Annotated in this window: 23 protein-coding genes, 1 tRNA gene and 1 riboswitch; of the genes, 13 read left to right on the top strand and 11 right to left on the bottom strand. The window is 69.0% G+C overall.

Annotated elements, in window-relative coordinates:
* Both ACFQ9K_RS33835 and ACFQ9K_RS33830 read left to right on the top strand, forming a co-directional pair.
* A partial coding sequence (locus ACFQ9K_RS33835) for a TadE family type IV pilus minor pilin (protein ID WP_378984044.1) occupies positions 1–313 on the top strand: 313 nt, incomplete at its 5' end.
* Between the two features lie 65 nt (positions 314–378).
* The gene (locus tag ACFQ9K_RS33830) at positions 379–840 is read left to right on the top strand and encodes an Rv3654c family TadE-like protein (RefSeq protein WP_378717931.1); all 462 of its coding nucleotides are present in this window, start codon (positions 379–381) and stop codon (positions 838–840) included.
* A gap of 314 nt (positions 841–1,154) precedes the next feature.
* Here the strand turns inward: ACFQ9K_RS33830 and ACFQ9K_RS33825 are convergent, their stop codons facing one another.
* A complete protein-coding gene (locus tag ACFQ9K_RS33825; RefSeq protein WP_378717928.1) occupies positions 1,155–3,521 on the bottom strand; it encodes a DEAD/DEAH box helicase in 2,367 nt (788 codons plus the stop codon).
* 436 nt (positions 3,522–3,957) lie between these two features.
* Here ACFQ9K_RS33825 and ACFQ9K_RS33820 point away from each other — a divergent pair, with 436 nt between their 5' ends.
* The 3 genes from ACFQ9K_RS33820 to ACFQ9K_RS33810 all read left to right on the top strand — a co-directional run bounded on the left by ACFQ9K_RS33820 (position 3,958) and on the right by ACFQ9K_RS33810 (position 7,963).
* Complete coding sequence (locus tag ACFQ9K_RS33820) at positions 3,958–4,164, top strand: cold-shock protein (RefSeq protein ID WP_011206895.1); 207 nt, start codon at positions 3,958–3,960, stop codon at positions 4,162–4,164.
* Between the two features lie 322 nt (positions 4,165–4,486).
* Positions 4,487–7,393 carry a type I DNA topoisomerase gene (gene topA, locus ACFQ9K_RS33815; RefSeq protein ID WP_378717927.1) on the top strand — a complete coding sequence of 969 codons (2,907 nt, stop codon included), beginning with the start codon at positions 4,487–4,489 and terminating at the stop codon, positions 7,391–7,393.
* 66 nt (positions 7,394–7,459) lie between these two features.
* Positions 7,460–7,963, top strand: coding sequence for a DinB family protein (locus tag ACFQ9K_RS33810; protein WP_378717926.1), 504 nt, complete (start codon positions 7,460–7,462; stop codon positions 7,961–7,963).
* Positions 7,964–7,969: 6 nt separating this feature from the next.
* On the opposite strand, the gene ACFQ9K_RS33805 is transcribed toward ACFQ9K_RS33810, so the two are convergent.
* Complete coding sequence (locus ACFQ9K_RS33805) at positions 7,970–8,515, bottom strand: DJ-1/PfpI family protein (RefSeq protein WP_378717924.1); 546 nt, start codon at positions 8,513–8,515, stop codon at positions 7,970–7,972.
* Positions 8,516–8,634: 119 nt separating this feature from the next.
* Here ACFQ9K_RS33805 and ACFQ9K_RS33800 point away from each other — a divergent pair, with 119 nt between their 5' ends.
* From ACFQ9K_RS33800 to ACFQ9K_RS33785, 4 genes are all read left to right on the top strand, one after another.
* The gene (locus ACFQ9K_RS33800) at positions 8,635–9,840 is read left to right on the top strand and encodes a DNA polymerase III subunit delta' (protein WP_378717922.1); all 1,206 of its coding nucleotides are present in this window, start codon (positions 8,635–8,637) and stop codon (positions 9,838–9,840) included.
* A gap of 72 nt (positions 9,841–9,912) precedes the next feature.
* Positions 9,913–9,985 (top strand) — tRNA-Thr (locus ACFQ9K_RS33795).
* 389 nt (positions 9,986–10,374) lie between these two features.
* The gene (locus ACFQ9K_RS33790) at positions 10,375–10,794 is read left to right on the top strand and encodes a YciI family protein (protein ID WP_378717920.1); all 420 of its coding nucleotides are present in this window, start codon (positions 10,375–10,377) and stop codon (positions 10,792–10,794) included.
* A gap of 15 nt (positions 10,795–10,809) precedes the next feature.
* The gene (locus tag ACFQ9K_RS33785; protein ID WP_378717919.1) at positions 10,810–12,093 is read left to right on the top strand and encodes an RNA polymerase sigma factor; all 1,284 of its coding nucleotides are present in this window, start codon (positions 10,810–10,812) and stop codon (positions 12,091–12,093) included.
* A gap of 74 nt (positions 12,094–12,167) precedes the next feature.
* Here the strand turns inward: ACFQ9K_RS33785 and ACFQ9K_RS33780 are convergent, their stop codons facing one another.
* The 4 genes from ACFQ9K_RS33780 to ACFQ9K_RS33765 form a co-directional block, all read right to left on the bottom strand.
* Positions 12,168–12,641: a hypothetical protein gene (locus ACFQ9K_RS33780; RefSeq protein WP_378717917.1), complete on the bottom strand. Its 474-nt coding sequence runs from the start codon at positions 12,639–12,641 to the stop codon at positions 12,168–12,170.
* 140 nt (positions 12,642–12,781) lie between these two features.
* Positions 12,782–13,072, bottom strand: a complete 291-nt coding sequence (locus ACFQ9K_RS33775) for a putative quinol monooxygenase (protein WP_378717916.1) — start codon at positions 13,070–13,072, stop codon at positions 12,782–12,784.
* Positions 13,073–13,205: 133 nt separating this feature from the next.
* The gene (locus tag ACFQ9K_RS33770; RefSeq protein WP_378717914.1) at positions 13,206–14,258 is read right to left on the bottom strand and encodes an alpha/beta fold hydrolase; all 1,053 of its coding nucleotides are present in this window, start codon (positions 14,256–14,258) and stop codon (positions 13,206–13,208) included.
* A 241-nt stretch (positions 14,259–14,499) separates the two neighbouring features.
* Positions 14,500–14,781 (bottom strand): hypothetical protein, encoded by a 282-nt coding sequence (locus tag ACFQ9K_RS33765; protein WP_378717913.1) that lies wholly within the window; start codon positions 14,779–14,781, stop codon positions 14,500–14,502.
* Positions 14,782–14,856: 75 nt separating this feature from the next.
* Between ACFQ9K_RS33765 and ACFQ9K_RS33760 the strand changes: the two genes are divergently transcribed.
* The 3 genes from ACFQ9K_RS33760 to ACFQ9K_RS33750 are packed head-to-tail and all read left to right on the top strand — an operon-like array spanning position 14,857 to position 15,986.
* A complete protein-coding gene (locus ACFQ9K_RS33760; protein ID WP_378717910.1) occupies positions 14,857–15,234 on the top strand; it encodes a glyoxalase superfamily protein in 378 nt (125 codons plus the stop codon).
* Positions 15,235–15,277: 43 nt separating this feature from the next.
* Entirely contained in the window at positions 15,278–15,742 is a 465-nt protein-coding gene (locus ACFQ9K_RS33755; protein ID WP_378717909.1) for a DUF2752 domain-containing protein, read from the top strand.
* A gap of 55 nt (positions 15,743–15,797) precedes the next feature.
* Positions 15,798–15,986 carry a hypothetical protein gene (locus ACFQ9K_RS33750; protein ID WP_378717908.1) on the top strand — a complete coding sequence of 63 codons (189 nt, stop codon included), beginning with the start codon at positions 15,798–15,800 and terminating at the stop codon, positions 15,984–15,986.
* Between the two features lies 1 nt (position 15,987).
* Here ACFQ9K_RS33750 and ACFQ9K_RS33745 read toward each other — a convergent pair whose 3' ends face one another.
* The 3 genes from ACFQ9K_RS33745 to ACFQ9K_RS33735 form a co-directional block, all read right to left on the bottom strand.
* Complete coding sequence (locus ACFQ9K_RS33745; protein ID WP_378717906.1) at positions 15,988–17,322, bottom strand: M1 family metallopeptidase; 1,335 nt, start codon at positions 17,320–17,322, stop codon at positions 15,988–15,990.
* Entirely contained in the window at positions 17,322–21,239 is a 3,918-nt protein-coding gene (locus ACFQ9K_RS33740) for a Pls/PosA family non-ribosomal peptide synthetase (RefSeq protein WP_378717904.1), read from the bottom strand. Before ACFQ9K_RS33740 ends, ACFQ9K_RS33745 begins: the two co-directional genes overlap by 1 nt.
* A 340-nt stretch (positions 21,240–21,579) precedes the next feature.
* Complete coding sequence (locus ACFQ9K_RS33735; protein ID WP_378717903.1) at positions 21,580–22,227, bottom strand: LysE family translocator; 648 nt, start codon at positions 22,225–22,227, stop codon at positions 21,580–21,582.
* A 110-nt stretch (positions 22,228–22,337) separates the two neighbouring features.
* A riboswitch (SAM riboswitch) is annotated at positions 22,338–22,451 on the top strand.
* A 46-nt stretch (positions 22,452–22,497) separates the two neighbouring features.
* On the opposite strand from ACFQ9K_RS33735, the gene ACFQ9K_RS33730 reads away from it, so the two are divergent.
* Entirely contained in the window at positions 22,498–23,817 is a 1,320-nt protein-coding gene (locus tag ACFQ9K_RS33730; protein WP_378717902.1) for an aminotransferase class V-fold PLP-dependent enzyme, read from the top strand.
* A 25-nt stretch (positions 23,818–23,842) separates the two neighbouring features.
* On the opposite strand, the gene ACFQ9K_RS33725 is transcribed toward ACFQ9K_RS33730, so the two are convergent.
* Complete coding sequence (locus ACFQ9K_RS33725; RefSeq protein ID WP_378717900.1) at positions 23,843–24,394, bottom strand: flavin reductase family protein; 552 nt, start codon at positions 24,392–24,394, stop codon at positions 23,843–23,845.
* Positions 24,395–24,507: 113 nt separating this feature from the next.
* Positions 24,508–24,984, bottom strand: a complete 477-nt coding sequence (locus ACFQ9K_RS33720; protein ID WP_378717898.1) for a YbaK/EbsC family protein — start codon at positions 24,982–24,984, stop codon at positions 24,508–24,510.
* Positions 24,985–24,998: the final 14 nt, after the last annotated feature.

Raw genomic sequence — 24,998 nt, 5'->3', positions numbered from 1 at the left:
CGCGGGGGGGGCGGGGCCCGCGGGGGCCCCCGGGGGGGGGGGGTCCCGGGGGGGGGGGGCGCCCGGGGGCGCGCCGCGCCGCAGGGCGGGCGGGCCCCCCGCCGCTCGTGAGGCGGCTCGGCTGTCCGCGCGCGGCGACGAGGCGAACGCGATCTCGGCGGCTCGGCGGGTGGCACCGCCTGCCGCGGACATCTCGGTGCGCAGTGAGGGCAATCACGTGGTTGCCCGGGTCACCACCCGTGCGCCGCTTCTGCCGATGCTGACCCTGCGCGCGGACGCCATCGCGTCCCGCGAACCAGGGACGACACCGTGAGGGGAAGGTGGGCGCCCAGCCGGCCGAATGGCAGCTGGGCTCGGCGGGCGGCCGGGAAGCGCGCGGTGATTTCGGTCGCAGATCCCGGCTCTGCGGCATACGTGCGCTGGAGCGGGGTGGACCTACCGCCGATCACGACCAGCGCCGGTCCCGGTCCCGGCCTCGGCCTCGGTCCGAGTCTGCGGGCCGACAACGGAGCCGCGACGGTGTTCGCATGCCTCGCGCTGGCCGGGCTCATCGTCGCGACGCTGATGATCGGGCAGGTGGGTGTGGTGGTTGTCACCCGCCATCAGGCGCAGGCCGCCGCCGACCTGGCGGCGCTCGCGGCGGCCGGCGCATTGACCGAAGGAGCCGACGCGGGATGCGCGGCGGCGGGCGAAGTCGCACGCCGGATGGGAACGCGCATGCAAGAGTGCGAAGTCGCGGAGTGGGATGCCACTGTGATTGTTAACAGGAATGTACCAATGAGTCTGTTAGTCGTCAGCATGGTGCGCGCAGTGGCACGGGCCGGACCCGTTGAAGGCTGAGAGAAACCTAAGTGCGGACGCCCCCGGATGTCCTTGTCCCGAGTAGCGGAAATCGGCAATTACCCAGGCCGTTTAATTTCAGACGGCAGAATTGTCCGCGTGCACGCGGATAAAGTATCTAATGAATGCGCATGTACGCAGGCGGCGATGTGGCAATAGCGCAGTTAACCTGAATACATTCCTCTTTAATCGACCGCGACTCCTGGACCGACGTCCAGCCGGACCCGCCGACCGCGGCCTCGCGTTCGTGCAGGTCAGGTCGATCTCCGGTCACGCGTCGAGCTCGGCCCCGTCACGAACCGAGCTCGACGATGTCACCGGACGGACAGCTCGGCCAATACCGCGGTGAGTAATCGTGCGGCGCAGGCCTTGTCGAGCGGATGGTTTCCGTTCCCGCACTTGGGCGACTGCACGCAGGACGGGCAGCCCGCCGCGCACCCGCAGGACTCGATCACCGCGAGGGTCGCCGAGAGCCAGCGGCGCAGCTGGGCGAACCCCCGCTCGGCGAACCCCGCACCACCTGGTTGACCGTCGTAGACGAACACCGTCGGCAGCCCGGTGTCCGGATGCTCGGCGGTGGACACCCCGCCGATATCCCACCGGTCGCAGGTCGCCACCAGCGGCAACAGCCCGATCGCCGCGTGCTCGGCGGCATGCAGCGCACCCGGCACGTCCGCCGGGTCGATTCCGGCCAGCGCCAACAACTCCGGGCTGACCGTGTACAGCACCGCCCTGGTCACCAGCGTGTGCTCGGGCATATCGAGTTCGACCAGGTCGAGCACCTCGCCGCTGACCAGCGTGCGCAGATACCCGACCACCTGACTGGTCACCCTGACCTGCGCCAGCGCCGTCCGCACCCGGCCGTGAACGCGCTGCTCGGTCAACTCGTCGATGGCGATCGAGGTCACCGATCGAGCACTGGTGGTCCACCCCGGCTCGGCGGCGTGCACGAACGCGACCCCGTCCTCGAGCTCCAGCTCATCGACCACAAAGGTCTCTCCCTGATGCAGATGAACCGCACCCTGATGCAGCGTCGCCGGCGCCCGCCCGGCGTCGGCCGTGCCGAGCAATCGGCCGGTCTCCCCGTCGACAATGGCCACCGGCGTGCCGATTCCGCCGCGCACATCGACAGCGTCGTGCGGCTGCGTCTCCGCGGTGACGTGCCAGCGCCCCCGGCCCTCGGCCCCCACTCGCCGCCGGATCAGCCCCTTCTCTGCCAGCCCGGTGAGCACCTCGAGCGCGCCGAGTTCGTCCACCTCGGCGTCGGTGAGCGGCAGTTCCAAAGCGGCACAGAGCAGTTGCGGACCCAGGACATAGGGATTGCGCGGATCGGTGATGGTCGCCTCGACGGGCTTGTCCAGCAACGCTTCCGGATGATGCACAAGATAGGTATCCAGCGGATCGTCCCTGGCCACGAGCAGCACCAACGATCCCTGGGTGCGTCGTCCGGCCCGCCCGGCCTGCTGCCAGAACGACGCGACGGTCCCGGGAAACCCGCAGATCACGACCGCGTCGAGCCCCGCGATATCCACTCCGAGCTCGAGCGCGTTGGTGGTCGCGGCCCCGAGCAGCGAACCGTCCGACAGGGCCGTCTCCAGCGCCCGCCGATCCTCCGCCAGATACCCGGCCCGATAGGCGGCCACCCGCTCGGCCAGGTCCGGATCGACCTCGCTCAACAGCCGCCGCGCATCCATCGCGGTGAGCTCGGCGCCCCGTCGCGACCGCACGAAAGTCAGTGTCCGCGCGCCCTCTACCACCAGGTCCGCCATGATCCGCGCGGCCTCCGTGGTGGCCGCGCGCCGGACCGGCGCGCCGTTTTCCCCGGTCACCGTGGTGAGCAGCGGCGGCTCCCACAGCGCGACGGTGCGCGGCCCCTGCGGCGACCCGTCCTCGGTGACCGCGACGCACGGGGCCCCGATCAACCGGGAGGCCGCGGCCGCGGGCTCGGCCGTCGTCGCCGAGCACAGCACGAACACCGGATCGGCCCCGTACCGCGCGGCGATGCGCCGCAACCGGCGCAGCACCAGCGCCACGTGCGAGCCGAAAACCCCACGATAGGCATGGCATTCGTCGACCACCACGTACTGCAACCGGCGCAGCACTCTGGCCCAGCGTTGGTGTGAGCGCAAGATCCCCACATGCAGCATGTCGGGATTGGTGAAAACCCAGCGGGCATTGGCCCGCACCCACTGCCGGATCTCGGCAGGCGTATCGCCGTCATAGGTTGCCGGATGAATATCGCGCAGCGGCCCCTCGTGGGTCAGCGCGCCCACGGCCCGCAGCTGATCGGCGCCGAGCGCTTTGGTCGGTGACAGGTAAATAGCCGTGGCGCGCGGATCCTCGCGCAACGCGGTCAACACCGGCAGTTGATAACCCATCGACTTGCCGGACGCGGTCCCGGTGCTGACCACGACGTGCGCGCCGCCGTGGGCGAGGTCGGCGGTGCGGGTCTGATGACTCCACGGCGCGTCGATCCCGGTGTCCTGTAATGCCGAGATCACCTCTGGCGATGTCCAATCGGGCCAGGTGGTGACCTCGGCGGCGCGTGCGGGTAGCTCCACGACGTGGGTCAACCGGGGGTCATCGGTAGGGTTGCCGGCTAGGACACGATTCAGCAACGATGTCCCGTAGCCGAGGCTGTTGTTCGGCGTTGTCCGCGCTGTCGAGTTCGCCGGATTCATGCGGCGCGCGCCGCGACACGCTGAGAAAGTGTGAAACGTGCGCGGTTAGGAAGCTCTACCTGCCAATTCGATACCCAATAGCGACCTGGGTCACAGGCTGTTTGCCATACGCGCACTCGGTTATCGGGAGGCAAACGAACCTCAAGTCTGGATTCTGGCATTGTGTCCCTCACCTGCGCATTCGCAAGATCAACTTTTTTGCAAATTGTCGGTAACTCGACTGTTGAATTGCTCGAAGACATGGTTCACTGGTTCCTGGTCGCAAGCTTCTGTGTTCGAGGGTCGGATCCAAAGTCCAAACCGTCAGCAGGATCGATGTTGCGAACGGTGTGCTTGGTGCTTTCCTGCAGGGGGAACCAACAGTACAGCGGTCGGAACGGGCCCGGTGGACGAACCCAGTTGTCCGCCGTTCCGGTAAGAAAAGAGAAGGAACAGAATGGCACAGGGAACTGTGAAGTGGTTCAACGCGGAGAAGGGGTTCGGCTTCATCGCGCCCGAGGACGGCTCCGCTGACGTCTTCGTCCACTACTCCGAAATTCAGGGGTCGGGCTTCCGTACCCTCGAAGAGAACCAGAAGGTCGAGTTCGAGGTCGGCCAGGGCACCAAGGGCCCGCAGGCCACCGGAGTTCGCGCGCTCAGCTGAGCGACGCAATCCAACTCTCGTCCCTCACCGCCGGTAACCCGGGGGTGGGGGACGAGCTATATCCAGGGCAAAGACACGCCAAGGCGACTCGGGTCGGACGCCGGTGAACACGCCGTGGCACAGCCGGGGCCTGAACACAAGGCATACTGAGTCGCAGTGACGCGCGTACGCTCTGTGGTTCAAGTCGCAAGCACTCGACCACACGTAGCGTCAAGGTATAAACGTGTCTGGTGGCGACGCCCAGCCGTCGTCCCCGCTTGCCCCAGCCGCGCACAGCGCCGAAAAGCGCCCGCGCGGGTCGACAGGAAAGGTGTATTCGCCGGTGGCAACACGAGACCGCGGTGCAGCCGACCAGGGCCGTCCCCTGCGTCGTCTCGTGATCGTCGAGTCCCCAACCAAGGCCCGCAAGATAGCGCCCTACCTAGGCCGTAACTACACGGTCGAGGCCTCGGTGGGGCATATCCGGGACTTGCCCCGGGGAGCGGCGGACGTTCCCGCCAAATACAAGGGTGAGTCCTGGGCGCGTCTCGGCGTCGACGTGGACCACGACTTCGAGGCCATCTATGTGGTGAGCCCCGATAAGAAGGCCAAGGTCGCCGAGCTCAAGAGCCTGCTGAAGGACGCCGACGAGCTCTACCTCGCCACCGACCCCGACCGGGAGGGCGAGGCGATCGCCTGGCACCTGCTGGAGACGCTCAAGCCCAAGGTCCCGGTCCGGCGCATGGTGTTCCACGAGATCACCGAGCCCGCCATTCAAGCGGCTGCGGCCGACACGCGAGACCTGGACAACGATCTGGTCGACGCGCAGGAGACCCGCCGCATCCTGGACCGGCTCTACGGCTACGAAGTCAGTCCGGTGCTGTGGAAGAAGGTCATGCCCCGGCTCTCCGCCGGTCGCGTGCAGTCGGTCGCCACCAGGGTGATCGTCCAGCGCGAGCGCGAGCGGATGGCCTTCCGTTCGGCGGAGTACTGGGATATCGCCGCGAAGCTCGACGCGGGCCCGGGCGAGGACGGCGATACGAGCAACCCGCGGACCTTCGGGGCGCGGCTGGTGAATGTCGCCGGTGCGCGCGTCGCGACCGGTCGTGACTTCGGCTCGGACGGTCAGCTCAAGACCGCGTCCGGCGTCGTCGTGCTGGACGAGGCCTATGCTCGCCGCCTGGCGCAGGCGCTGGACGGCGCCGACCTGGTGGTCTCCTCCGCGGAGGCCAAGCCGTACACCCGCAAGCCGTATCCGCCGTTCATGACCTCGACGCTGCAGCAGGAGGCCGGGCGCAAACTGCGCTTCAACTCCGAGCGCACGATGCGGGTCGCGCAGCGGCTGTACGAAAACGGCTACATCACCTATATGCGTACCGACTCGACCACGCTGTCCGAGTCGGCGATCGCCGCGGCCCGGTCGCAGGCGACCCAGCTCTACGGCTCGGAGTACGTGCACCCGACCCCGCGGCAATACACCCGCAAGGTGAAGAACGCGCAGGAGGCCCACGAGGCGATCCGCCCGGCCGGCGACACCTTCGCCACCCCGGGCCAGTTGCACGCGCGGCTGGACAACGACGAGTTCCGGCTCTACGAGATGATCTGGCAGCGCACGGTCGCCTCGCAGATGGCCGACGCCAGGGGCACCACGCTGACCTTGCGCATCACCGGCACCGCGACCACCGGCGAGGAATGCGTGTTCTCCGCCTCCGGTCGCACCATCACCTTCGCCGGCTTCCTCAAGGCCTACGTGGAGAGTGTGGACGAGGAGGCGGGCGGTCAATCCGACGACGCCGAATCCCGGCTGCCCGCGCTGACCGAGGGCCAGGGCGTCACCGCGGTCGAGCTGAATCCCGATGGGCACAGCACGAATCCGCCCGCCAGATACACCGAGGCGTCGCTGATCAAGACGCTGGAAGAGCTCGGCATCGGCCGTCCGTCGACCTACGCGTCGATCATCAAGACCATTCTCGACCGCGGCTATGTATACAAGCGCGGAAGCGCGCTGGTGCCGTCGTGGGTGGCGTTCGCCGTAATCGGTTTGCTGGAAGAGCATTTCGGCCGACTGGTCGATTTCGACTTCACCGCGGGCATGGAGGACGATCTCGACGCCATCGCCGGCGGTCGCGAGCAGCGCGGAAGTTGGCTGTCCAGCTTCTATTTCGGCGGCGAGACCGGCGCCGAGGGTTCGGTGGCGCGCTCCGGCGGTCTGAAGAAGATGGTCGGCGAGCGGCTCGACGACATCGACGCGCGAGAAATCAACTCCATCAAGCTCTTTGCCGACGACGAGGGCCGCGACGTGGTCGTCCGGGTCGGCCGGTACGGGCCCTACCTGGAGCGAATGGTCATCAATCCCGATGACCCCGAAGGCAATTCGATCTCGCAGCGAGCCAACCTGCCCGACGATCTGCCGCCCGACGAGCTGACCATCGAGGTCGCCGAGAAGCTGTTCTCCACGCCGCAGGAAGGCCGCTCGCTCGGCATCGATCCGGCCTCCGGGCACGAAATCGTCGCCAAGGAAGGACGTTTCGGCCCGTACGTCACCGAGGTGCTACCCGAGCCCGCCGCCGAGGAAACCGCGACGCCCGCCAAGAAGACGGCGAAGAAGGCGGCCGCGCCCAAGCCGCGCACCGGCTCGCTGTTCAAGTCGATGGACCTGGCCAGCGTCACGCTCGACGACGCGCTCAAGCTGCTGTCGTTGCCGCGCGTGGTCGGCGCGGACCCGGCCTCCGGCGAGGAGATCACCGCGCAGAACGGCCGCTACGGCCCATATCTGAAGAAGGGCACCGATTCTCGCTCGCTCACCAGTGAGGATCAGATCTTCGACGTCACGCTCGACGAGGCGCTGAAGATCTACGCCGAGCCGAAGCGGCGCGGGCGGCAGGCCTCGGCCACGGCGCCGTTGCGCGAGCTCGGCAACGACTCCGCCTCGGGTCAGCCGATGGTGATCAAGGACGGACGCTTCGGTCCGTACGTCACCGACGGCGAGACCAATGCCACCCTGCGCAAGGGCGACGAGATCGAGTCCATCACCCCGGAGCGGGCGATGGAACTGCTCGCCGATCGTCGTGCGCGCGGACCGGTGAAGAAGAAGGCGGCGGCCAAGAAGGCGCCCGCGAAGAAGACCGCGGCGAAGAAGACCGCGGCCAAGAAGGCCACCGCGAGCAAGTCCACGACCACCAAGACGGTCGCCAAGAAGACCGCCGCCCAGAAGACGGCGGCGAAGAAGACCGGCGTCGGGAACTCCTGAGTTCGCGGGTCGGGCGGACGGCCGTAATCTACGGTCCGAATGCCCGATCCGCGAAAGGATTCACCCATGGCCGACCAGGAACGCGAAGACCTGATCAGCATCCTCGCCGACCAGCGCGATCTGTTCCGCATCACGGTGCGCGGCATCGACGATGAGCAGGCGCGCCGGCGCACCACCGCCAGCGAACTGACCCTCGGCGGGCTACTGCATCACCTGATCAGTTGCGAGCGGCACTGGACCAGGGTGCTCATCGAGCGGGATGAGACCGCGGCACTCGACCCCGCGCAGTTCGACGGCGAGTACGTGATGGCCGAGGGCGAGACCGTCGCGGGATTGCTCGCCGAATGGGACGAGGTCGCGGCGGCGACGGCGGAACTGATCCGCACGGTGGACAGTCTGGACACCTCGGTCCCGACGCCGACCGCGCCCTGGTCGCCGGAGCGAATCTGGTGGACCGTGCGCTACACGCTGCTGCACATCCTGCGGGAGATCGCGCACCACTCCGGGCATGCCGACATCATCCGCGAGGAACTCGACGGCGCGAACAGCACCTACTCGCGCAACCCGTGAGTCGCGTTATGCGCCCAGCGCCCTGAGGAATTCACGCATCCAGGCGGGGTGATCGGGCCAGGCGCGGCCGGTGACGATGTTCTCGTCGACGTAGGCCTCGCTGTCCACGAACTTGGCCCCGGCCGCCTCGATGTCCGGGGCCAGCGCCGGGTACGCGCTGCACGACCGGCCGACCAAAACGCCTGCGGCAGCGAGGATCAGCGGTCCGTGGCACAGCGCGGCGATGGGCTTGCCCGCCTCCGCGAAGTGCCGGGCCAGGCGCTGGCAATCCGGGTTGTTGCGCAGGTACTCCGGCGCCCGGCCGCCCGGCACCACCAGCGCGTCGTAAGTGGACGGATCGACATCCGCGAACGCGACGTCGGCCGGCCAGCTGTGCCCGAGCTTCTCGGTATAGGTATCGAAGCCGTCGACGAAGTCGTGCACCACGAACTGCAACTTCTTCACGGCGGGGGCCGCGATCTTCACCTCGTGGCCCGCTTCGAGCAGACGCTGATACGGGTACATGACCTCGAGGTCCTCGGCCGCGTCGCCGGTGATCAACAGGATTCTCACGGTGATTCCACCTCCTTCTCGAGGATCCGCCCGGCCGGCCGCACGGTCAATACCGGTCCGCGCGTCGTCCGGACCCGACCCGGCGATCCGTGTCGGTGCGGGCCGCTAGGGTGTACGGCGTGGCAGGAGTCTTCGATCGGTTGGTCGGCCAGGAGGCGGTCGAGTCCGCGCTCACGACCGCCTCGGTCGCGGCCCGCGCGGAGGTCGTCCAGGGGGCGATGACGCACTCGTGGCTGTTCACCGGGCCGCCCGGATCGGGCAGATCCGTTGCGGCACTGTGCTTTGCGGCCGCGTTGCAGTGCACCGACCCCGGCACGCCCGGCTGCGGGCATTGCCATGCCTGCACCACCACCATGGCGGGCACACACGGTGACGTGCGCCGGGTCATCCCGGAGGGGCTGAGCATCAGCACCAAGGAGATGCGCGAGATCGTGCAGATCGCCTCGCGCAGGCCGAGCACCGGCCGGTGGCAGGTGGTCGTCATCGAGGATGCCGACCGATTGACCGAGGCCGCGGGCAACGTGCTGCTGAAGGTGGTCGAAGAGCCGCCGGACCGGACGGTGTTCCTGCTGTGCGCGCCGTCGGTCGACCCCGAGGACATCTCGGTGACCCTGCGTTCACGTTGCCGGCACGTGCACCTGGTGACACCGTCGGTGCCTGCCATCGCGCGGGTACTGCGCGAACGCGACAACCTCGACGAGAAGACCGCGAACTGGGCGGCCTCGATCAGCGGCGGACACGTCGGCCGGGCCCGGCGCCTGGCCACCGATGCCGAGGCGCGCGAACGTCGTCAACGCGCACTGGCCCTGGTCGCCGCGGCCTCGAGACCCGGTGCCGCCTATGCCGCCGCCGACGAACTGGTCAAGGCCGCCGACGACGAAGCCAAACAGATGAGCGCGGACCGCGACGACCGCGAGCGCGAGGAACTGGCCACCGCGATGGGGGCAGGCGGCACCGGCAAAGGCGCCGCGGGCGCCACCCGTGGATCAGCCGGTGTGCTGAAAGACCTGGAACGCCGCCAGAAGTCCCGCGCGACCCGCACCGGCCGCGACTCGCTCGACCGTGCCCTCATCGACGTGGCCGGCGTCTATCGCGACGCCCTCGCTGTCCGCTTCGGCGCCGCCCGCAACGGCTCCGGCGTCGCCCTCACCCATCCCGACCTGTCCGACCAGATCCACGACCTGGCCGACCGTGTCCGCCCCGAGGGCCTGCTCAAATCCATCGACGCGGTCCTGGCCTGCCGCGAAGCCCTCGACGTCAACGTCAAACCCCGCTTCGCCCTGGCCGCCCTCGCCGCCGCCCTCACCGCCGCCCAATCCACCTGACCCCGCCCCCGGTGACCACCCGTTTTCGCAATCCACCCCCCGAGACGATAGACTCGCCACGCCGAAAGGCACGCCGCCTTAGCTCAGTCGGTAGAGCGCTTCACTCGTAATGAAAAGGTCGCGAGTTCGATTCTCGCAGGCGGCTCCGATTCGATTACCCCTGCGTGCGAATTCGCCGCAGGGGCTTTTTCGTTGTTACTCGGTGTCGTGCTTGCTGTAGTAGACCGTGATCGATGGCCGGTCGCGGTCTGCGGTGACCTCGGTGTGCAGGATCAGGTCCGCCACGGTGATGGGGCCGAGGGTTTCGAACTACGTGCCGCCACGCTTGTGCTTGTTCCGGTCGCCAGCTTCCGTATCGCGCTGATGTATGCGGCTCGGTCGTTCGGCGTTCTTGTTGTCGCGGCAGCGGCGGACTTGCCACCTCCGGCCGAGACGCAAAAGAAAATTCGGAGGCGTGTCGATCCTTGGTGTCCCCTGTTCGACCTAAGGGTGGCAGGGTCCAGAGGGGATCCGGAAGAACCGAGGAGACAGACCATGAAGTACATGCTGGTGATGCGCGCGACGGATGAGGCGTATGCGGGGATGGGGGAGGTCGACTTCGACAAGATGCTGGAGATCGTGGGGCAGTTCAATGAGGAGCTGATCCGGGCGGGAGTGCTGCTCGCGGCCGAGGGGCTCACGGATCCGGCCGAGGGGGTGGTCGTCGACTACTCCGCCGAGCAGCCGATCGTCACCGACGGGCCCTACGGTGAGACCAAGGAACTGTTCGGCGGCTTCTACATCCTCAATGTGGCGTCGAAGGAGGAGGCGATCGAGTGGGCCAAGCGCATGCCGATGGCCGGGCCCGGCTTCAAGACCGAGATCAGGCGGGTCGCCTCGATCGACGAATTCCCGCAGGACAACGAGTGGGTCAAGAAGGAGCGGGAGTGGCGCGAAGCCACCGGCCAGCTCTGACCGGGAGGGCGGGCGATGGCCGAGCACACCGGTCGTGAGGCCGTCGCCGCCGTCTGGCGGATCGAATCCGCGCGGATCGTCGGCGCGCTGGCGCGCTACACCGGCGATTTCTCGCTCGCCGAGGACCTCGCGCAGGAGGCACTGGCCGAAGCGCTGGTGACCTGGCCGCGCGACGGGGTGCCGAACAACCCCGCGGGCTGGCTGCTCACCGTCGGCCGACGGCGGGCCATCGACGCGTTCCGGCGGCGCTCGGCCCTCGACGACCGGTACGCGGCCCTCGCCCACAACCTGAGCGAAGGCGGTGCCGTGTCCGGTAGCGAACCCGCGGAGCCCACGGCGGCCGGTGACGTGCTGTGGGATCCGGACCAGATCGACGACGACATCCTCGCGCTGATGTTCATCTCCTGTCACCCGACGCTGTCCCGGGACGCCAGGGTGGCGCTCACCCTGCGCGTCGTCGGCGGCCTGACCAGCGACGAGATCGCCAAGGCGTGCCTGGTGCCGACGGCGACCGTGCAGGCGCGCATCACCAGGGCGAAGAAGACGCTGGCCGCGGCCAGGGTGCGATTCGAGGTGCCGTCCGCACAGGAGCGCACGGCACGGCTCGGTTCGGTGCTCAATGTGGTGTATCTGATCTTCACCGAGGGCTCCTCGGCCAGCTCCGGCAGCGAGCTGATCCGGTCCGAGCTCGCCGGCGAGGCGCAGCGACTGGCCAGGGTGCTCGCCCGGCTGATGCCGAACGAGCCTGAGGCCCAAGGACTTCTGGCGTTGCTGGAGCTGACCGCGGCCCGCTTTCCGGCGCGCACCGGACCGGACGGACATCCCGTCCTGTTGGCGGATCAGGACCGTCGTCGCTGGGATCGCGCCGCGATCGGCCGTGGCCGTGCGGCCTTGGATCGTGCCGGGCGGGTCGGGCGAGGCCTCGGCGCCTACGGTCTACAGGCGGCGATCGCCGAATGTCATGCTGTCGCACCGTCGGTCGAGGAAACGGCGTGGGAGCGCATCGTGCTGCTGTACGAGGCCCTCGGCAGGCTGGCCCCTTCGCCGGTGGTCGATCTCAATCGCGCCGTCGCGGTGTCCATGGCGCAGGGCCCGGCCGCCGCCCTATCGATCGTCGACGAATTGTCTTCCGCCCCAGAACTTTCCGGCACACACCTGCTGCCGAGCGTGCGCGGCGAACTCCTGATCCAACTGGGCCGCAATTCGGAAGCCCGCACCGAACTGACCCGCGCGATCACCCTGTGCGGCAACGCCCGCGAGCGCGCAGTCCTCTCCGGCAAACTCGCCGCCCTGGCCTGACCACGTCCAACGGGACATGGCGGACCGGACACGCCGCCGCGGCCGTCACCATGTCCCGTTCGATAGGAGCGGGGTCATCGGGGGCAGTGGACGGTGTAGTTCCAGTCGGTGCCGCCGGGGCCGGTGACGCGGACGAGTACGGCGGTCGCGGTGCCGGGTGGAATGTTGACTACCGCTGAGCCGGTGCCCTCGTTGATGTCGTCGCCGACGTAGCCCGTGGTGTAGACCAGGGCGCCCTGGTAGAAGACCTCGATCTGGTCGGGGATGTTGAAGGTTTCGTAGGACAGGACGAACGAGGTCGGGCCGGGGCGGCCGAGCTGGTGCATCGTGTTGGTGACACCGGCGCCGCCGGCCTGGGTCGATTGGTTGCACTGCTGAGTCGGCGGCGCGGGGGTGCCTGGCCCGCTGCCGCTGCCGCTACTGCCGGGTCCGCCGCTGCTGCCACTCCCGCTGCCGCTGCTGCCCGACGGCGGTGCCGCCGACACGCCCGCTGCCGCCGCCAGGGTCACCGCTGCCGCCAGCACTGCCGCCGTTGCCGCCTTAAGCATACCGGAATACCGAAAACCTGAAGTGCTCAACGTATTTCCTTAACAAATTGCTTGGGGAATGTACGTTGAACACGATCCCATCGGGATCGATCGGCGGATATCCGCTGTTCAGGCGACAGTTGTTCAGACGACAGGACGGATCAGTCGAAGGGCGGGCGTTCGTCGGTGACGGTGTACTTCATCACGTGGGTGTGCGCGAGGGCGATGTCGAGGTCGGGGGCGTCGGCCACCGCGCGCCAGGCCTCGAGGTTTTCCGCGGTGTCCCAGCGTTCGAAGACGTTCACCCGGGCCGGGTCGATGGGATCGGCGGTGATGGCGCAGTCGAGACAGCCGGGGGCGGATCGGGAGCGGCTGAGCAGGTCCCGGAAGGCGCTGACGTACGTGTCGCGCTCGGCGGGGTCGACTTCCGCGTAACCGGCGATGATCAACATTCGCGAAACCTCTTCTGCTGAGGGGTGATTTACGTGCTCAGCAGTAAGGACGGTCCGGCGGCGGGGAACTGATCGGCACGGGTGTTGCTCCTGGGCCGGGCGCCGTTGACCGGCCCAGGAGAACGATCGGGGGTCAGCCCGCGACGGCCGCGCGCTGCGTGGCCTGCCCGGCGACCAGCTCGAGTTCGGCGTTGAAGCGGTCGGCGGCCTCGATATTGCCGAGGTGGCCGGTCGGCCAGCAGTGGTAGGCGGCGAGGTGGCCGGTGCCGGACAGGGTGTCGGCGATCCGGCGGGCCATCCGTTCCGGCAACAGCCGGTCGAAGCTGCCGGAGATGACCGTGGTGGGGATGGTCAGGTGCGCGGCGCCGTCGCTGACGTCGAGGTCGGCCAGGGCGGCGGCGTGCTTGCCGCGGGCCAGCGGACGACAGGAACGGACGATGCCGAGGGCGAAGTTCACCTCGTCGGCGCTGGCGTGCTTGCTCATCACCCGATCCTTGAGCACCGCGCCGACCAGCCAGCCGCCGGGCAGCGGGACCGGGCTGGTCAGCACGGTCTCGGAGAAGAAGGTGGGCAGGCGCAGCGGGGCGCCGAGCACCGTGACCGGCTTGTTCTGCACGGTGAGCTGCTTGTTCAGCAGCGGGAGCAGGTCGGTGTCGTAGCGGATGTCGCCCGCGGTGGTGTTGAGCAGGATGGCGGCGGAGGCGCGGCGGGTGACCTGCTCGGGATAGCGAGCCGCCCACGCCTGCACGGTGATTCCGCCCATGCTGTGGCCGGCGAGCACGGCGCGCTGGCCGGGGCGCAGGGTGGCGTCGAGTACCGCGGACAGATCGTCGGCCAGGGTGTCGCGGCTCGGCATGCGCCGGCCGAGTTCGCTGGCGCCGTGCCCGCGCTGGTCGTAGCAGACCACCCGATACCGGTCGGCGAACGCGTTGATCTGCGGGTTCCAGTACTCGATGCTGCAGCTCCAGCCGTGGATCAGCACGATCACCTCGCCGTCGGCGGGGCCGTACGCGTGCACCCGCAACCGGGTGCCGTCCACGGTGGTGACGGGGATGACTTCCAGGGGAGCGGTAGGAGCGTTCAACGACGCGGTCCGGAAGGTGCGTGATCGCAATCCGGCACGGTAACCGGCGGTCAGGGCGCCGTTACGCGCGTCCGCCAAAGTCCTCATCGACTTCACCAGCATCGGGCACTCCTTTGTGTCTGCCGCCACAGTACAGTGCAAGCTGAGTGCTTGCTAGTGCAAGCGCGCCGCAGCGGAACTTCTGGCTCACCGGCTTGATTACCCGGAATTCGATGCAGTGACACTGTCTGTTTTCACAAAGAATTAACGTCCGGATCGGGCCTCCGCTGTCTTCATCGCCAAGCGTGCGGGGGTGCGTTAGCCCGCGAAAGTGGCGATCCAGTAACGGTTTCCGCGCACCGGCTCAGTCGGTGGGGTAGAGCGCGGCGATCGCGTCCGGGATCACCAGGCAGACCTGGTCGTCGGGATGGAAGTCGCTCGGCACGTCGCTGCGGTTGGGGGCGCGGACGAACACCACGACCGAGGAGCCGTCGCCGGGATCGATCTCGACCGCGACCATCCGCTGGCCGTCGTCGTCGAGATCGCGATGCCCGGGTGCGGACCAGTGCCCCACATGCCCGAATTCGAGCTTGCGAGTCGCGTTGACCGTGCATCCGTCGAGCCTGGCGGAACCAGCGGCGTCCACAGCGGAAATCATACTCTACCTGCGTAAATAGCAGATATATTCGATCTTGTCGGACCCCGGTGCGATGATCGTGGGGTGGTTTCCGACGAGATCGGCTTCGCAGCACCCATCCCCGTCCTGCGCATGTTCGACGTCGCGCGGGCATATGAGTTCTATTGCGACTACCTGGGTTTCACGGTCGACTGGGAGCACCGGTTCGGCGACGAATTCCCGCTGTACGCGCAGGTCTCCCGAGGCGCGGCGGAACTACACCTCAGCGAGCACCACGGTGACGGCACACCGGGCACCGTCGTGTGGATGGCGGTGGCCGACGTCAAGGCGTGGCAGGCCGAGCTGGCGGGCAAGGAATACCGCTACGCCAAACCGGGTCCGCCCGAGGACGGCCCGGGCGGACTCGGTTTCGAGCTGATCGATCCGTCCGGCAACACCCTGCGCTTCGCCCAGCCCGAGTAGGACCTGTGGCGGCGAGCGGCGGCGCGCGGTTACCGTTGGTGCTGTGGACAGCACGCACGTGGCGCCGGAACCGGCTGCGCACCAGCACTCGGCGCCCCCGGCCAGGCGGGGTCTGCGTGGCGTAGGAGTTCCGCTGCTGGTGGCGGGGGTCGGCATCGGGATCGGCGTGCTGCTGCACGTGCGCGACCCGCACGTCGAAGGTTCCTACGGTGTCTGCCCGGTCTACGCGCTGACCGGATTCTGGTGTCCCGGCTGCGGCGGCATGCGGGCCATCCACAATCTGACCGACGGCCACCTGCTGGATTCGGTGCACAGCAACGTGCTTGCGCTTCCGCTGGTGCTCGCGTTCGTCCTGTGGATAACCGACTGGTCCCTGCGCGCCTGGCGCGGTCAGCGGATGCGGTTGCCCTCGATCAGCCGCGCCACCATGTGGACCTTCTTCGCGCTGCTCACCGTCTACACCGTGCTGCGCAATACTCCGTGGGGAACTTGGCTCGCCCCGGTGTGATCAGACCCGGCGCGCCGACCCGATTCGCCCGCCGTGAACCGGGCAAGCTGAATTCATGAGTGATTCCTTGAAGGACCGGGTCCGCACCAAGCTGATGCGACAACTCGTCGAAGACGGCGCACCGGACCCTGAACAAGAAGACACCCGGCAGCTCTCGGTCGAATCGGACCTTCAGGCACTCGACAGCGTCCCCGACGACGACCCCCTGATCGAAGAACTCGCCTCGCGCTACCTGGTGTTCTGACCTACGCGGCGGACGGCGGAAGCTGCGGCAACGGCTTGCCCGCCAGCCAGCTGTCCCACAGCGGTCGCAGCGGAATCGGACTGTAATGTCCGGCCAGATCGGTGAACTCCTCGGTGCTCACCGACCCGTGCCGGTAGCGAATCGTCCACTCCCGCAACAGATCGTAGAAACCGTGATCGCCCAGTTCCAGGCGCAGCGCGTGCAGCGTGAGCGCACCGCGCTTGTAGACGCGATCGTCGAACATGTGCTGCGGACCCGGGTCGCCGACCGCGATGTCCTGCGGCTGCCTGGACAGATTGTGCCTGGCCGCGCGGGCCAGCTGATCGGCCGTCGGGCCACCCGCCGCCTCGGACCAGATCCATTCGGCGTAACAGGCGAAGCCCTCGTGTAGCCAGATGTCGCGCCACTGCCGGATGGTCAGACTGTTGCCGAACCACTGGTGCGCCAGTTCGTGCGCGACCAGCCGTTCCGCGCCGCGCCTGCCGTCGCAGTGGTTGGCGCCGAAGATCGAGATGCCCTGCGCCTCGATCGGGATCTCCAGCTCGTCATCGGTGACCACCACGGTGTATCCCTCGAACGGATACGGGCCGAACCGTTCGCTGAAGACCGCCATCATCTGCGGCTGCCGGGCGAAGTCGTGTTCGAAGTTGGCGCGTAGCCGGGCCGGGGACACGGCGTGCATGGGCACCGAGTTGGCCGGAGAAACGATGCGGTGCTTCTGATACGGCCCGATCTGGATGGTCGCCAGGTAGGTCGCCATCGGTTCGGCCTGCTCGTACACCCAGGTGGTCTGGCTGGCCTTGACCTGCTTGCGCAACAGGGTGCCGTTGGCCAGGGCGTAGTACGGACTGTCGGTGGTGATCGAAATCCGGTAGCTGGCTTTGGAACTCGGGTGGTCGTCGCACGGGAACCAGGACGCCGCGCCGTTGGGCTGGCTGGCCACCAGCGCACCCTCGGTGAGCTCCTCCCAGCCGACCGCGCCCCACGGTCCGCGCACCGGGCGCGGGATGCCGCCGTACTGCACGACCAGCGAGAGCACGCCGCCCGCCGGAATCCGCTGCTGCGGGGTGATCACCAATTTGCCGCGCTGGTGGGTGTACTTCGCGGCCTTGGCGCCGTTGACGAATACCTTGGCCACGGTCAGGGCCTGGGACAGATCGAGCGCGAAGCGCGGCTGCACCGCCGTGGTCACCGCGGTGATCTCGGCGCGGCCGGCCAGCCGGTTGCCCGTGACCTTGTAGGTGAGGTCGAGCTCGTACCGCGATACCCGGTAGCCCCGATTTCCGTTCTGCGGCAGGTATTCGTCGATCGGCGCCTCGTAGAACTTCCCCGGCATCAGCGGGCCGCTCCCTGGTCGCCTCCGAACCAAGGCGCGATCGGGTTGCCCCACCAGCGAGTGGACGGGGGAACGGTGTCGCCGCGCATCACCAGCGAGGCGGGGCCGATGGTCGCGCCCTCGCCGATGGTGGAGGCGGGCAGCGCGACGCAGTGCGGGCCGAGGGTGGCGCCGGCGCCGAGGGTGACCGTGTCCATGGACATGATCCGGTCGTGGAAGAGATGGGTCTGCACGACGCAGCCGCGTTCCACGGTCGCGCCGTCACCGAGTGTCACCAGGTCCGCCTCCGGTAGCCAATAGGACTCGCACCATACCCCGCGGCCGATCCGGGCACCGAGTCCGCGAAGCCACAGGTTCAGCACCGGAGTACCCGTCGCGGCGCGCGCGAACCACGGCGCGGCAACGGTTTCCACGAAGGTGTCGGAGACCTCGTTCCGCCAGACGAACGAGCTCCACAGCGGATGCTCCTCGGCGCCGATCCGGCCGACCAGCAACCACTTCGCGGCTACCGAGCTCGCGCCCGCGATCGCGCCGGCGGCCAGCAGCACCACGCCGCTGAGCAGCGCGGCGGGCAGGTGGCCGAGGCTCTGCGCGAGCCAGGCGAGGGTGAACAGCACGCCGAGGCCGATGGCGAAGGTGACCAGCACCGGGAACAGGCGGCAGGTCTCGACGACGGCGCGGGCGATCCGCAGCTTCGGCGGCGGATCGAACGTGCGCGCGGTGTCCGAGCTCTCGGGCGCGCGGCGCAGGCGGACCGGCGGGCTGCCCAGCCAGGACGAGCCGGCCTTGGACTTGGACGGCGCCGCCGAAAGAACCGCGACCAGACCGTTTTTCGGCACCCGGCGACCGGGCGCGGTCATGCCGGAGTTGCCGAGGAACGCGCGCTTGCCGACCTTCGCCTCGCCGATGCGCAGCCAGCCGCCGCCCAGCTCGTAGCTGGCGATCATGGTGTCGTCGGCCAGGAACGCGCCGTCGGCGACGGTGGTGAACTTGGGCAGCAGCAGCACGGTCGAGGCCTCGACCCCCTGGCCGATCTTCGCGCCGAGCAGGCGCAGCCAGATCGGCGTCAGCAGGCTCGCGTACAGCGGGAACAGGAAGGTGCGCGCGGAATCCAGCAGGCGTTCGGTGGACCACACCTGCCAGCCCGTCCGGCTGCGCACGGGGTGATAACCCTCGCGCAGGCGGAAGCTGAGCAGCCGCACCAGGATGATGGTGATCGCCGCGTAGACCGCGAGGCTGAGCAGCGTCGCGACCGGCAGGATCGCGAACGCGCGGCCCAAACCGCCCGCGAGCGTGCGGGTATCGCGGATGAACCAGGCGATGAACAGGCCGCCCGCGCCGAGGCCGAGGATGGGCACCGCGGCCAGCGCCATCGAGGTGATGCCGAAGATCGCCACCCAGTGCGCCGCCCGATCCGGCGTGTGCGCGGGCCAGCGATGCTGTGCTTTACCGATTTTCGCGGCGGGCGAGCCCGCCCACTCCTGCTCGGCCTTGACCTTGCCCGCGACCGAGGAGCCAGGTGCGACCTCGGCGTTCTTGCCGATCCTGGTGCCGGGCAACAGAATCGACCGGGAGCCGACCACCGCGCCCGGTCCGACGGTGACCGGGCCGATGTGCACGACGTCGCCGTCGATCCAGTAGCCGGACAGGTCCACCTCGGGTTCCACGCTGCATCCGTCGCCCAGCTCGAGCATGCCGGTCACCGGCGGCAGGGTGTGCAGGTCGACGCCCTTGCCGATCTTCGCGCCGAGCGCCCGGGCGAACGGCACCATCCACGGTGCGCCGGAGAGGTTTTCGGCGCCGCTGGCCTCGGACAGCCGCACCGCGGCCCACAGCCGCAGGTGCACCGAGCCGCCGCGCGGATACCGGCCTGGTTCGACGCCGCGCAGCAGCGATCGGGCGCCGGCCACGCAGATCGCCATCCGGCCGGGCGGTGAGATGAAGAGCAGGAACGCCGCGAGGGTCCACCACCAGGACAGGTGCGGCAGCCACGGCAGCGAGCCGGACCAGCCGGCGACATTGCCGACGATCGCCAGCCAGGTGAGCCATTGCAGGCCGGTGAGCGTGGTGAGCGGGATGGTGGCGAGCACCTGCGTCCACTGCGCGCGTCGCGGCGTCGGTCGCACGACGCGTTCCTCCACCGCGACGGCCGGTGTGCTCTGCTCCAGCAGCTCCACCAGCGCGCCGAGGCGGGGATGATCGTAGAGGTCGGCGACGGTGATCTGCGGATAACGCGCACGCAGCGCGGTGACCAGCTGGGCCGCCGAGAGCGAGCCGCCGCCCAGGTCGAAGAAGTCGGCGTCGAGATCGGTGACCTCGCCGCCCAGCACCGAATCCCACAGCTGCGCAACCCATTGCGCGGTGCCGGTGAGATCGTTGTCGTTGTCGTCCTCGGTGCTGTTCGGCAGCGGCCAGGGCAGGGCGTTGCGGTCGACCTTGCCCGAGGTCCGGGTGGGCAATTCGTCGACGATCGCCAGGCGGGGGACCAGCGGGGACGGAAGCTGTTCGGCGAGTTGGGCTCTGGCCGCCTTGGTGTCGAAGTCGGGGCCGGGTCCGGTGAGGTAACCGACCAGGATCTTGTTGCCCGCCTTGGTCGTTCGGATCGCGGCCGCCGCGCCGGTGACGCCGGGCAGGTGTTGCAGCGCGTTGTCGATCTCGCCGAGCTCGATGCGGCGGCCGCCGAGCTTGATCTGGTCGTCGGCGCGGCCGAGGAAGACCAGGCCCGCGCTGTCGTTGCGGACCAGATCACCGCTGCGATAGGCGCGATCCCAGCCGACCGAGGGTAGCGGCGCGTACTTCTGCGCGTCCTTCGCCGGATCGAGGTAGCGGGCCAGGCCGACGCCGCCGATCACCAGTTCGCCGGATTCGCCCTCGCCCACCGGGTTTCCGGCCGCGTCGACCACCACGAGGTCCCAGCCGTCGAGCGGCAGGCCGATCCGGATCGGCCACTCGCCGTCGAGCAGGGCCGCGCAGGCGACAACCGTTGCCTCGGTGGGGCCGTAGGTATTCCAGACCTCGCGATCCGTATGCCCGTTCCCGGCAAGGCGTTCCGCGAGTTCCGGCGGCACCGCCTCGCCGCCGAAGATCAGCAGCCGGACCGCGTCCAGCGCCTCGGCGGGCCAGGTCGCGGCCAGCGTCGGCACGGTGGAGACGATGCTGATCTCCCGGCGCACCAGCCACGGGCCGAGGTCGGCGCCGGTGCGCACCAGGTCGCGCGGGGCGGGGACCAGGCAGGCGCCGTTGCGCCAGGCCAGCCACATCTCCTCGCAGGAGGCGTCGAAGGCGACCGAGAGCCCGGCCAGCACCCGATCGCCGGGGCCGATCGGGGCGTCGCGCAGGAAGAGGCGGGCCTCGGCGTCCACGAACGCGGCGGCGTTGCGATGAGTCACCGCAACGCCTTTCGGTGTTCCGGTGGAGCCGGAGGTGAAGATGATCCAGGCGTCGTCGGCGGGGGTCGGCAGCGTGCTGGTGCCCGCGTCGGCCGGGTTGTCGGTGGCCGCGCGGATGCCCGCCGGGGTGGTCTCGATGCCCGCGCCGGTGACGATCGCGGTGACCTGCGCCTCGCCGAAGACCAGCTGGGCTCGTTCGTCCGGGTCGTCGGCGTCGACCGGCACGTACGCCGCGCCCGCGTAGAGGACGGCGAGGATGGTCAGGTAGAGCTCGCGCGAGCCGGACGGCATGCGCACGCCGACCCGGTCGCCCGGCCGCACGCCCGCGTTGGCCAGCCGGGCCATGGTCTTCTCGATCTCGACGACGAGTTCGAGATAGCTGAGCACCACCTGGCCGTCGTCGATGGCGGGGGCATCGGGGTGGGTCAGTGCGGTCGCGGTCAGGATGTCGACGAGGGTCCGGGCCGGTGGCGTGTGCGCGGTCCGGAGCAGGGGATCGACCTTCGCATCAACCTGTGGTTGGAGCATGACGCCCTGCCCACCTCCCATTCGACCTGCCTCGCACTTCCCTGATGGTGTTTGTGTCATAGCTGGGTTACCAGTTGGCAAACACTGTGGTGACCAGTTGTCCACGGTACTCGGGGTTGTCGACGTTTGTTGTTCACCGCCGTGGTTGCCTACTGCTCGACGGCGGGCGGGGTTGTTGCAGGTCGTGGCGATTTCTGCCGGGAGCGCCGAAGCAATGCCTGGTGGACGGGTCGCGCGGTGGGTTCGCCGGATAGTCGCTGCGCCGGTCCGCTCAGTCCGGTGGTATTGCCCACATCGGCTTGGTGATCTTGCAGCTCAGCGGGTTTCGGGGCGGCTCGGGTCAGGCCGCGGAGGCGGCGGTGCCGAGGCCGAGGGTGGCCAGGATGGCCGCGCTGACCTGTTCGAGCCGATCCCGGAGCTTGGGGCGGCGCAGCAGCGCGACCGCGCGGGAGGCCGCCAGGGCCAGGAGCACCATCGCTACCGCGGCGATCGACGATTCGACGGCGCCGAGCGCGAGTGTGTTGGCGAAGGTGACCTCGGTCAGGAACTGGGGGAGCACGGCGAGGTAGAACAGGCCGACCTTCGGGTTGAACATGCACGAGACGACGCCCGCGGTGAACGCCGAGCGAACCGAGGCGCGGGTGCCGCGCGCGGTGGCCGGCAGGTCCTCGGCGGCACCGGATCCGCCGGCCGCCCGGCGCTGCCGCCGCTGGTCGAGCAGCGCGCGAATGCCCAAGTACACCAGGTAGATTCCGCCGATCAGCTTGAGCGTGCGGTACGCGGTGGCGGACTGCTCCAGCAGCGCGGCGACGCCCGCCGCGACCACCACCGCCCACAGGATCCCGCCCAGCGCCGACCCGATCGCGGCGGCGATCCCCGGTCGCGCGTCCACCAGCGAGAAGCGCAGCACCAGGAACGAATCCGGCCCCGGCGTGAGCGCCAGCAGCACGCACAGGCCGATGAAGCTGATCAGCAGCGAAAGTGACACCTCATGATGTGAACCCAGAACGGCGTGATTGGCAACGCTTTATCGCCTGCCGACACACGCGACGAGATCATGGTTGACAGCGCGGGGGGCCGTCTGCCAATCTCGGATCAGGTCATGAGTACCAGCGTTCAGCCCCGGCTTGCTGGTCGGCAACCCTCCTCCGCGGTGGGGTGCTCCGGGTGACGACCAGGCCGACGCCCGACCGGGTGCGGCAAGCGCGGACTCGACGAATCTCCTGATCACGAGTCCCAGAGCCGACGGGAATTCGTGATGACCGCTGTTGTGACCAAGGACTGTGCCCCCCTCGCCCGGGTTTCCGGTGACGACCTCCAGGTGCCGCTGGTCCAGGGTGGGACGACCACCTACGCCAACTTCGACTACGCCGCGAGCGCGCCGGCCTTGGCGCAGGTCACCGATCGGATCCAGCAGCTGCTGCCGTTCTACGCGAGCGTGCACCGCGGCGCGGGCTACGCCTCGCGGATCTCCACCGAGTGCTACGAGGCCGCCCGCGGTTCGGTCTCGCGCTTCCTGGACGCGGCCGACGACCAAGTCGTCGTGTTCACCCGCAACACCACCGACTCGCTGAACCTGCTCGCCTCCTGCGTGCCCGGCGACACCGTGGTGCTCGACATCGAGCATCACGCCAACTTCCTGCCCTGGACCAGGCATGGCCGCCGCGTCGTGCAGGCCGCGGCGACCGTCGAGGAGACCATCGGGCGGCTGGTCGCCGAGCTGTGCAGCAAGCCCGCCGCGCTGCTCGCGGTGACCGGCGCGTCCAATGTCACCGGCGAGGTGCTGCCGCTCGAGCGGCTGGCCACGATCGCGCACCAGTGCGGCGCCCGCATCCTGGTGGACGCGGCCCAGCTCGCACCGCACCGGCGAATCAGCCTGCGCGACACCGGCATCGACTACCTCGCGTTCTCCGGGCACAAGCTGTACGCGCCGTTCGGCGCCGGCGTGCTGGTCGGCCGACGCGACTGGCTCGACCGCGCGGAGCCCTACCTGGCCGGCGGCGGCGCGGTCCGCGAGGTCAGCACCACCGGCGCCGAGTGGGCGCCCGCGCCGCAGCGGCACGAGGGTGGTTCGCCCAACGTGCTCGGCGCCGCCGCGCTGGCCGCCGCCTGTGACGCGCTCTGTGCGATCGATGCGGAAACCCTCGCCGCCACCGAACATCAGCTCGCCGATCGACTCCGCGCCGGCCTCGCCGCCATCCCCGGCGTCAACCTGCTGCGCATCTGGACCGACGCCCCCGACACCGTCGGCATCGTCGCCTTCACCCTGGACGGTTTCGTCCCCGGCCACGTCGCCGCCTACCTCTCCGCCGAACACGGCATCGGCGTCCGCGACGGCCGCTTCTGCGCCCACCCCCTGCTCGCCCGCCTGGATCTCGACGGCGCCCTGCGCGCCAGCATCGGCCTCGGCACCACCCCCGCCGACGTGGACCGCCTCGTCCAAGCCATCGCCACCCTCGTCCACACCGGCCCCGCCTGGAACTACGCCACCACCCACGGCCTCTGGAACCCCACCCCCGAAACCCGCCCCTTCACCTCCGAAGCCCCCACCGGCGCCGCCCCCTGCCTGATCGGCTAGTCCCGCCGGCAGTCGGCGCCGCGGCTCAGTCGCCGAGTTTGGTGGGGCGGTGGTAGCGGCCGTTGTAGTAGAGGAGGGGGGCGGCGGCGGGGGTTTCGTTGGTGTTGTCGTGGACTCGGGTTACCAGGCCTACGACGAGGGTGTGGTCGCCGAGGGGGATCAGTTGGTGGATGGTGGCGCGGAGCCAGATGGGGGTGCCGTGCAGGACCGGCTCGCCGGTGTCGAGAGTGGTCCAGAGGGAGCGGTCGGCGAACCGGTCGGCGGCGGTGCGGGCGAAGCGCTGGGCCAGGTGGTGCTGGTGTTCGCCGAGGAAGTGGATGACCACGGAGTCGGCGTCCAGGAGTGCGGTGAGGCTGGACGAGGTGTGCGCGATATTGAACGAGACCAGCGGCGGGGCCAGCGACAGGGACGCGAACGAGGTCGCGGTGAAACCGATCGGGCCGTTCGGTGAGTTCAGCGTGACGACGGTGACGCCGGCCGGGTAGTGGCGCATGGACGCGCGGAATTGCTCGGCGGTGATCCCGCTCAGATCATCGGGGATCTGGAAATCCGTGGCGGGCCGTTCTGCTTCGGTCACCAGCCCAAACCTACGCTTGGTTTCGGGTCGGCGGGCCATCGCGTCCGGCGGCGATCTCGGCTCGGCGGAAAGTTTTCGCTGCTCAACGAATCTTCGTGCGGGCAGGCAGTGATTCAGTCGACGTCGATCGGCAGGCCGGCCGTGATCCGGACCAACTCGGTGAACGAGGTGCGGAAGACCGTGTTCGGATGCCCGCCCGCGGCCCAGACCTCGCGATGGTTCGACAGCGCGGTGTCCACCCAGGTGGGCAGGTTGGTGGGGTGGCCGACCGGGGCCACGCCGCCGAGCGGTTGGCCGGTGACCTCGCGGATCATGTCCGCGGGGGCGTGGGAGAGGATGCCTTCGAGGCGTTTGCCGGTGGACTCCAGGTCTACCTCGTGGACGCCGGAGACCAGCAGCAGCACCGGATCCTCGTCCAGCAGGAACACCACGGAGCTGGTGATGGCGCCCACGTCGACACCGAGGGTTCGGGCGGCATCCGCGACGGTGGGGGTTGGTGCCGGCTGGGTCACGATGACACCGTGATGGCCTCGGGCGATGAGGGTGTCCGCGACTCGGCAGGCGATCGGTGGCAATGTCGACCTGCGCATGCCACCAGAGTAGA

The organism is Nocardia sp. NPDC056564, assembly GCF_042793755.1.
Classification (GTDB): Bacteria; Actinomycetota; Actinomycetes; order Mycobacteriales; family Mycobacteriaceae; genus Nocardia.
The sequence above is the reverse complement of the archived record's forward strand: the minus strand, read 5'-3'. Positions and strand labels throughout refer to the sequence as shown.

Coding starts and splice junctions, on each gene's coding strand:
- ACFQ9K_RS33825 (WP_378717928.1), bottom strand. CDS start 3,521: ATGAATCCGGCGAACTCGACAGCGCGGACAACGCCGAACAACAGCCTC.
- ACFQ9K_RS33820 (WP_011206895.1), top strand. CDS start 3,958: ATGGCACAGGGAACTGTGAAGTGGTTCAACGCGGAGAAGGGGTTCGGC.
- ACFQ9K_RS33810 (WP_378717926.1), top strand. CDS start 7,460: ATGGCCGACCAGGAACGCGAAGACCTGATCAGCATCCTCGCCGACCAG.
- ACFQ9K_RS33790 (WP_378717920.1), top strand. CDS start 10,375: ATGAAGTACATGCTGGTGATGCGCGCGACGGATGAGGCGTATGCGGGG.
- ACFQ9K_RS33785 (WP_378717919.1), top strand. CDS start 10,810: ATGGCCGAGCACACCGGTCGTGAGGCCGTCGCCGCCGTCTGGCGGATC.
- ACFQ9K_RS33780 (WP_378717917.1), bottom strand. CDS start 12,641: ATGCTTAAGGCGGCAACGGCGGCAGTGCTGGCGGCAGCGGTGACCCTG.
- ACFQ9K_RS33775 (WP_378717916.1), bottom strand. CDS start 13,072: ATGTTGATCATCGCCGGTTACGCGGAAGTCGACCCCGCCGAGCGCGAC.
- ACFQ9K_RS33770 (WP_378717914.1), bottom strand. CDS start 14,258: ATGCTGGTGAAGTCGATGAGGACTTTGGCGGACGCGCGTAACGGCGCC.
- ACFQ9K_RS33750 (WP_378717908.1), top strand. CDS start 15,798: ATGAGTGATTCCTTGAAGGACCGGGTCCGCACCAAGCTGATGCGACAA.
- ACFQ9K_RS33745 (WP_378717906.1), bottom strand. CDS start 17,322: ATGCCGGGGAAGTTCTACGAGGCGCCGATCGACGAATACCTGCCGCAG.
- ACFQ9K_RS33740 (WP_378717904.1), bottom strand. CDS start 21,239: ATGCTCCAACCACAGGTTGATGCGAAGGTCGATCCCCTGCTCCGGACC.
- ACFQ9K_RS33730 (WP_378717902.1), top strand. CDS start 22,498: ATGACCGCTGTTGTGACCAAGGACTGTGCCCCCCTCGCCCGGGTTTCC.
- ACFQ9K_RS33720 (WP_378717898.1), bottom strand. CDS start 24,984: ATGCGCAGGTCGACATTGCCACCGATCGCCTGCCGAGTCGCGGACACC.